Origin of the sequence: Ilumatobacter sp. (assembly GCF_041688325.1) — a bacterium.
Taxonomy (GTDB): Bacteria; Actinomycetota; Acidimicrobiia; order Acidimicrobiales; family Ilumatobacteraceae; genus Ilumatobacter_A.
The window spans coordinates 1-5,275 of sequence record NZ_JBDNIJ010000318.1 but is presented as its reverse complement, the minus strand read 5'-3'; the positions used below and the strand labels follow the sequence as shown (position 1 = coordinate 5,275).

The 5,275-nt window shown below is 65.2% G+C and carries 6 protein-coding genes; 1 reads left to right on the top strand and 5 read right to left on the bottom strand.

The window, feature by feature from the left end; genetic code table 11:
* The 5 genes from ACH2EI_RS16745 to ACH2EI_RS16725 form a co-directional block, all read right to left on the bottom strand.
* Window positions 1–299, bottom strand: a 299-nt coding sequence (locus tag ACH2EI_RS16745) for a PPOX class F420-dependent oxidoreductase (protein ID WP_395160857.1), incomplete at its 3' end; no start/stop codon positions are given.
* Window positions 300–375: 76 nt separating this feature from the next.
* On the bottom strand, window positions 376–1,155 hold the full coding sequence (locus ACH2EI_RS16740; RefSeq protein WP_395153765.1) for a hypothetical protein: 780 nt from the start codon (window positions 1,153–1,155) through the stop codon (window positions 376–378).
* Complete coding sequence (locus ACH2EI_RS16735) at window positions 1,152–2,162, bottom strand: ABC transporter ATP-binding protein (protein ID WP_395153764.1); 1,011 nt, start codon at window positions 2,160–2,162, stop codon at window positions 1,152–1,154. The genes ACH2EI_RS16740 and ACH2EI_RS16735 overlap by 4 nt, the downstream gene beginning before the upstream one ends.
* Complete coding sequence (locus ACH2EI_RS16730; protein WP_395153763.1) at window positions 2,159–3,040, bottom strand: ABC transporter permease; 882 nt, start codon at window positions 3,038–3,040, stop codon at window positions 2,159–2,161. The genes ACH2EI_RS16735 and ACH2EI_RS16730 overlap by 4 nt, the downstream gene beginning before the upstream one ends.
* Window positions 3,037–4,095, bottom strand: coding sequence for an ABC transporter ATP-binding protein (locus ACH2EI_RS16725; protein WP_395153762.1), 1,059 nt, complete (start codon window positions 4,093–4,095; stop codon window positions 3,037–3,039). Before ACH2EI_RS16725 ends, ACH2EI_RS16730 begins: the two co-directional genes overlap by 4 nt.
* On the opposite strand from ACH2EI_RS16725, the gene ACH2EI_RS16720 reads away from it, so the two are divergent.
* The coding region (locus ACH2EI_RS16720; protein ID WP_395160855.1) for a phytanoyl-CoA dioxygenase family protein at window positions 4,094–5,275 on the top strand (1,182 nt) is incomplete at its 3' end. The two genes, ACH2EI_RS16725 and ACH2EI_RS16720, sit on opposite strands and share 2 nt — an antisense overlap.

The following is a 5,275-nucleotide window of genomic DNA, read 5'->3' as shown; positions in this document are numbered from 1 at the left end:
TCGACGAGCTGGTTGACGGTGTCGTCGTCAGGGCTCGCCGCCACGGGTGTCAGCGCGACATCTGCCTCGACCACGACGTAGGCCCAGAAGTCGTCGCGGTTCACGTGCAGGCTGGCCCGGGGATCGCGGCGCAGGTTCTTGGTCTTGGCTCGCCCCTCGGTCACCGAGGCCAGGATCTGACCAGCGTCGTTCACCGCGTACACAATGTTCGACGACTGGGGTCGACCGTCGGACTTCAGGGTGAGCAACATGGCGTGCTTGCGCTCGGTGACGAATTCCATTGCTTCAGAGATCTGCATAGGTACGTCAACCTGCTGTGGGCTCCGTCTGTTCCGAGAACAACATTGAGCGACAGGCGCGAAGCGGTGTCGGTCGTCAGTCGATGTCTTGATTGCTGAGCCGCCAGCTGGCGAGAGCAAGCGCCACGACGGCCACGACGAGCGGCACGATGATGCCGACCGATGTTGAGAAATCGGCAAGGTCCAGGTCGATTCCGGTTCGATCGACGAGGATCGATCGCGTGTACTTGCGGATCGCGAACCGGGCCACGCCGGCGCCGCCAAGGGCGATAAACCCCTCCCAGATGAGGATGTACGCGAGCCCCCAGACAATCACCTTGCGCAGCCAGACCCCGAGCAGCGTGAACACCGCGCAGTAGGCGACCACGGCCACGACGCCAGCAATGATCGTGCCGGGCACGATGCCGCCACCGGCACCCGTCAACGCAGCGGCCAGCACGACAGGTATGAGTGTGATGGGTGCCGTGAGCGTGACTGCTGCAAGGAACGCTCCGAGCACGATCGGCCAACGATCCATCGGCCGCAACCACAGGTAGACCAACGTCTTGTCGTCCCGCAGGTCGCCAATGGCGGCACCCCCGAACACGAGGCTGACGACAGGGATCACGACGGCGAAGCCAAGGGCTGAGATCAACCGGACTGCGGCTTCGAGGTCGGCGTCGGCGCGACCGAGCGCGAAGGCGGCAACCGTCGAGACGAGTGCGAGCAGCGCGAGTGCGATGATGCGCGCGACACTGGTGAGCTGTCGGAGGACGACGCGATACGACAGCCGCAGGGCGGCCAGGGCGGGCACGCTCCGTTCGTTCGTCGGCTGATCGGGCGCTGATTGGCCGGGGGCGTGGGTTATGTCGGTCATCGGCCCTGCACGAGGTAACGGAACACCGACTCGAGATCGTCGTCAAGCGGGGAGACTTCGGTGAGTCGGATGTCGAGTTCGGTGGCGATCGGTGCGAGCTTGCGTCCGAGCCCGTCGGCATCGAGCGTGTCGACGACGAGGTGGCCGGGGCCGTCGTGGGGGTCGAGGGAAAGTGCTGTGACCAGCCCGCGTTCGACGAGTGCAGTACCGAGCTGGCGTGGTGCGCTGGCGCCGATCCGGATCCGCAGCGGCCGGTCGTCCATGAGCGTTCGCAGGTCGCGGTAGTCGCCGCTCGCGACGAGGCGGCCCTGGGCGATGACGAGGACGCGTGAGCCGAGTCGGGCGACCTCGTCGAGGACGTGACTCGACACGAGGACGCAGCGCCCCGCATCGCCAAGTGCGTGGAAGAGGGCGATCATGCGGCGGCGCTGCACGGGGTCGAGGCCCGTGAGCGGCTCGTCGAGAATCAGTACCTCCGGGTCGTTCACCAACGCGCAGGCGACCTTGACGCGCTGGCGCATGCCCTTCGAGAACTGCCCGACGGGTTTGGCGCCGACATCGGCAAGGTCGACCTGCTCGAGTGCCCGGCGCGCGACGCCTCCGGGGTCGGGCATTGCGTGGCTCTCAGCACTGACCCGCACCATTTCGATGGCGCTCAGGTGATCAAAAAGTGCGTCCTGCTGGGGGACCAGCGCGATGCGACCGCGTACTGATCGGTCGGTTCGCGGATCGCTGCCCAGTACGCGAATCGAACCCTTCGAGGGTGCGGTCAAGCCGCACATCATGCGGAACAGCGTCGACTTACCTGCCCCGTTCGGGCCGAGTAACGCAGTGACACCGCCGTCGATCGCGAAGTTGACGTCGCTCACCGCGACGATCGATCCGAAGAACTTCGAGACCTGATTGACGGTGATCATGCCGCTGATTGCAGGAGCGTCCGGGCTCGGCACAGCGAGGGGTGCAGCAGGTGGCGGAAGGGGCACCGCCGGTGTTGAAAGCGTGGTCATCGTGCGATCACCAATCTTGAGTAGCGCCAGACGACGACGGCCAGGCCGCCGAGGGTCCACGCGGCGTTGACGGCGATGACTGGCACTGTCGAAATCTCAGGGAAGTTGCCCGGCTCACCGAAGATTCGAAAGACCAGCTCGAAGGGCATGGAGAACACGTCGATCAGCCGCCAGTTCGGCGAGAGTTGAGCACCGTCGACCAGCGACCCGGCGACGATTGGTGAGGCGAGGATCAGCAGCACGACGCCGATCGATGCGAAGGCGCGACGGTCGGTGATCGACGAGGCTGCCATCGAGATGGCGGTCAGTGCCGCCGACACGGCGACGCCGGACAAGACGATGCGGAACAGCACGATCATCCAGTTTCCAAACCCGTCGGGTCCAGAACCGTCGAACGTATAGCCGAGCAGCACCAGGAACGGCGGGCCGAGCGTGACCAGGCCGAGGGTCAGCACAACAGCGAGCATCTTGGCGATCAGGTACGTCCCGCGGTGCAGCGGCGTCGACAGGTACATCGCCAGCATGCCGTTGCGTCGATCCGAGACGAGGACCTCCGGGGCGACCAGCGCGGCGAACAGCGCGATTGCCGAGGTGATGAAGCCGTAGTACTCGGGGTATGACGGACCGTCGACGATGCCCGATGGAATCAAGACGGCAAGGCCGATGAAGACGATCGCTGGGACGTAGGCAATCGCGACAGCAATGACGGGGAAGATCTTGTTCTTCGCCGGCCGACCGAGCCCCAGGGCGGCCCGCATGCTTTGCCACATGACGCTGCGAATCGATCCGGCGACACCGGCCCGTTCGCCCTCGTACCGCTGAAAACCGCGCGCCGAGATCTGTGCGTCGCCGCGTGAGGATGCTCCGACGTCGGTCATCGGGCGACCTCTTCGGCGTCGTGGCGGGGCTGATCCGTAAAAATGTCGTCGAGCGTGCGGCGGCGCTGTCCAAGGCGGCGCAGCCGGGCGCCGGCTTGTGCCACGGCGGCTCCAACGGCATCGAAGAGTTCGTCGTCCGACTTGCCCGTGACGGACAGGACGGCACCATTGCGTTCGACCGTTGCGCCAGATGATTCGAGCAGTTGAACGACAGCGTTAACACTGTCCGCCGGTTCGTCGACGTCGACGAGTTCGAGTTCGACGCCACCCGACGCGCCGGCCAGTTCGGTCATTGCGCCGTGTGCGACGAGCCGGCCCTGGTCGAGTGCGACGACGTGGTCGCAGACCCGTTCGACCTCTTCGAGCACGTGCGACGAGAGCATGACGTCGATCCCGAAGTCGCGGTTGACCTGGACGATGATGTTCAGCATCTCGTCGCGCTGCACGGGGTCGAGGCCGTCGGTTGGTTCGTCGAGCACGATAAAGCGCGGGTCGGCAGCGATTGCCTGAGCAAGCTTGACGCGTTGGCGTTGGCCGGTCGACATGGTGCCGAGCGCCCGGAACCGCTCTTCACCCAAGCCGACCAGGTACAGCGAATCGCTTGCACGCGTGCGGGCCTCGTCGCGGGGGAGTCCCTTGACTTCGGCGAGGTGGCGAACGAAATCGTAGGCACGGAGGTCGTCGGGCAGCACGTTGCGCTCAGGGCCGTACCCGATCTGGGCGCGAAGTGCGGGGCCGTGCACGTTCGGGTCGAGCCCGAGCACGTTGATTGACCCGGACGTCGGCTTCAACAGGCCGAGCGTCAGCGAGATCAGCGTGGTCTTTCCGGCGCCGTTCGCTCCGACCAACCCCGTGACGCCGGGTGGGATGCTGATGTCGAGGCCGTCGAGCGCCCGAGTGTTCGGAAACTGCATGACCAGGCCCGAGGTCTCGATGATCGCTGTCACGTCGATGATCCTCGCAGCAATGAGTGCGCGAGCGGGTCCGCCGTAAGGATGATCTCCGTCAACCGACGGCCAGTTCTTGTGCGGCGTCGTGCGCGAGTATTCGAGCATGAGTGGAACAGCAGACGGGGAAACCGAACTGGGGTGGCACGAGTCGGTGCCGCCGAACGGTTTTGTGAAGCGACCTCGATCATCGGTCACCGACACCAACGACAACCCGGCCGGGCTCGCGGCTGAGGCAAACGAGTTGGAGACGACACCTGAGCACTACAACCTCGTGGCTGGTGACCCGACGGTCGTTGGCTGGACGCGCACCTATGACGACCCGAACGTTGTCGCGCTCCGCGCGCGCCTCGATCAGGAGAACGGAATCCCCGATCTCGAGCTGGTGGAACCGGCCGATGTCGATCGAGCAGTCGAACTGTTTGACCGGGATGGCTTCGTGGTCGTGCGCGACGCGCTCGATCCGGCGCTGCTGCAACGGATGCGTGCGGCGGTCGACCGGGTCGTTGATCGGCTGATCGAGGTCGATCCCGACAACAGCGTCGGCGGGGGCGCTGGCGGTCTGCCTCACCGCTACTCGTTCGGTTCCAGTTCTGCGACGCGGCACATGCTGCATGTACCCGAGTGGTGCGAGCTGGTCGACTTGGCGACAACGACACCGATCCTGACCGCCATTTTTGGCTCGCCGAACTATCTCCTCGGCGGCGGCGGGGGTGACATGGCGCTCCCCGGTGCAATCGAATACCAGGGCTTACACTCGGACAACATCTGGGAGGAGCTCCCTGATCGATCAGGACGCGTCACCGTTCGGGACCTCCCGGTGCCGGTTGTGACGATCAACTTTCCGATGATCGACTTCACTCGGGTGAACGGACCGGTGCGCCAGATCCCAGGCACGCAGAACAGCCACGATCCGATCCCCAGCCTCGCTGCCGAACCCGCCTGGATGAAGCTGAGCACTGTCTGCCCGGTACCCGCTGGTTCGGCGATCATCCGCGATAACCGAACGTGGCATGGCGGCACGCCGAACCTGTCGCATGACGTGCGGGCCATGCCGAACATGGAGTACTTCGCGCCCTGGTTCCGCAGCGAAGGCGTGATTCGGTCGATGCCCTACGAACGCTGGCAGGAGCTATCGCCCCACGGCCGTCGCATCGCGCGCCATGTGATGCTCGGAGCAGGCGAACGGTTGATCGGCGAAGGCTTCATCCACCCAAGGCGCGCCGAAAGGGAAGCGTTCCGCGCGAAGCAACTCGAAGAGCTCGGAGCAGAGCAAGCCCAGGAGTAC

Coding starts and splice junctions, on each gene's coding strand:
- ACH2EI_RS16740 (WP_395153765.1), bottom strand. CDS start 1,155: ATGACCGACATAACCCACGCCCCCGGCCAATCAGCGCCCGATCAGCCG.
- ACH2EI_RS16735 (WP_395153764.1), bottom strand. CDS start 2,162: ATGACCACGCTTTCAACACCGGCGGTGCCCCTTCCGCCACCTGCTGCA.
- ACH2EI_RS16730 (WP_395153763.1), bottom strand. CDS start 3,040: ATGACCGACGTCGGAGCATCCTCACGCGGCGACGCACAGATCTCGGCG.
- ACH2EI_RS16725 (WP_395153762.1), bottom strand. CDS start 4,095: ATGCTCGAATACTCGCGCACGACGCCGCACAAGAACTGGCCGTCGGTT.